Source organism: Neobacillus pocheonensis (assembly GCF_050477905.1).
Lineage (GTDB): Bacteria > Bacillota > Bacilli > Bacillales > Cytobacillaceae > Neobacillus > Neobacillus pocheonensis_A.
Genome location: NZ_JBCNAD010000016.1, coordinates 1 through 1,131 on the forward strand (window position 1 = coordinate 1; position 1,131 = coordinate 1,131).

Consider the following 1,131-nt stretch of genomic DNA (forward strand, 5'->3'; position numbering starts at 1 on the left):
GTTTTCAAGGATCAATTTCTTCATCGCTCAAAGGCGACTTTTACATATTAACAAAGTAAAAATACCTTGTCAACATATATTTTAATAATTGGTGGAGCTTAGCGGGATCGAACCGCTGACCTCCTGCGTGCAAAGCAGGCGCTCTCCCAGCTGAGCTAAGGCCCCAATATGAAGTAGATGGTCGGGAAGACAGGATTCGAACCTGCGACCCCTTGGTCCCAAACCAAGTGCTCTACCAAGCTGAGCTACTTCCCGAAAATAGTGGCGCGCCCGAAAGGAGTCGAACCCATAACCTTCTGATCCGTAGTCAGACGCTCTATCCAATTGAGCTACGGGCGCATTATATTGATAGTTATTTTGCTTTTGCAAAAAACTTTGGTGCCGAGGACCGGAATCGAACCGGTACGGTAGTCACCTACCGCAGGATTTTAAGTCCTGTGCGTCTGCCAGTTCCGCCACCCCGGCAATCTTGGAGCGGAAGACGGGATTCGAACCCGCGACCCCCACCTTGGCAAGGTGGTGTTCTACCACTGAACTACTTCCGCATATTAAAATTAAATGGTGCGGGTGAAGGGAGTCGAACCCCCACGCCTTGCGGCGCCAGATCCTAAGTCTGGTGCGTCTGCCAATTCCGCCACACCCGCATATTGAAAGTTATTTTGCTGACGCAAAAAACTTTGGTGAGCCATGAAGGACTCGAACCTTCGACCCTCTGATTAAAAGTCAGATGCTCTACCGACTGAGCTAATGGCTCAAACTAAGATGATTTCCTACAACTAAATTGTGATTATTCAGATGCTCAAAAGAACTCACGTTCTTTCTTGCAGATTGCCCGCAGAAGCTGATTCGAAGAAGTTCGCAATCTGCTCTACCGACTGAGCTAATGGCTCATCGTAAGATGATTTTAAAAAGTGGTGCCGGCTAGAGGACTTGAACCCCCAACCTACTGATTACAAGTCAGTTGCTCTACCAATTGAGCTAAACCGGCACATAATGAAAATTATTTTCGCTAGCGCGAAAAAATTATGGTGGAGGATGACGGGATCGAACCGCCGACCCTCTGCTTGTAAGGCAGATGCTCTCCCAGCTGAGCTAATCCTCCATATTTAATAGCCTGGCAACGTCCTACTC

9 tRNA genes are annotated in these 1,131 nt (G+C 48.0%); all 9 read right to left on the reverse strand.

The features are described from left to right. Window positions 1-89: 89 nt before the first annotated feature. Window positions 90-165 (reverse strand) — tRNA-Ala (locus ABES02_RS08240). A 13-nt stretch (window positions 166-178) separates the two neighbouring features. Then, window positions 179-255: transfer RNA gene (locus ABES02_RS08245), tRNA-Pro, on the reverse strand. A gap of 7 nt (window positions 256-262) precedes the next feature. Continuing rightward, window positions 263-339, reverse strand: a tRNA-Arg gene (locus ABES02_RS08250). 37 nt (window positions 340-376) lie between these two features. After that, window positions 377-465 (reverse strand) — tRNA-Leu (locus ABES02_RS08255). Between the two features lie 5 nt (window positions 466-470). Then, window positions 471-545 (reverse strand) — tRNA-Gly (locus tag ABES02_RS08260). A gap of 14 nt (window positions 546-559) precedes the next feature. Beyond that, window positions 560-644, reverse strand: a tRNA-Leu gene (locus tag ABES02_RS08265). 34 nt (window positions 645-678) lie between these two features. Beyond that, a tRNA-Lys gene (locus ABES02_RS08270) sits at window positions 679-754 on the reverse strand. Between the two features lie 158 nt (window positions 755-912). Then, window positions 913-988: transfer RNA gene (locus ABES02_RS08275), tRNA-Thr, on the reverse strand. Between the two features lie 38 nt (window positions 989-1,026). Then, window positions 1,027-1,102 (reverse strand) — tRNA-Val (locus ABES02_RS08280). Window positions 1,103-1,131: the final 29 nt, after the last annotated feature.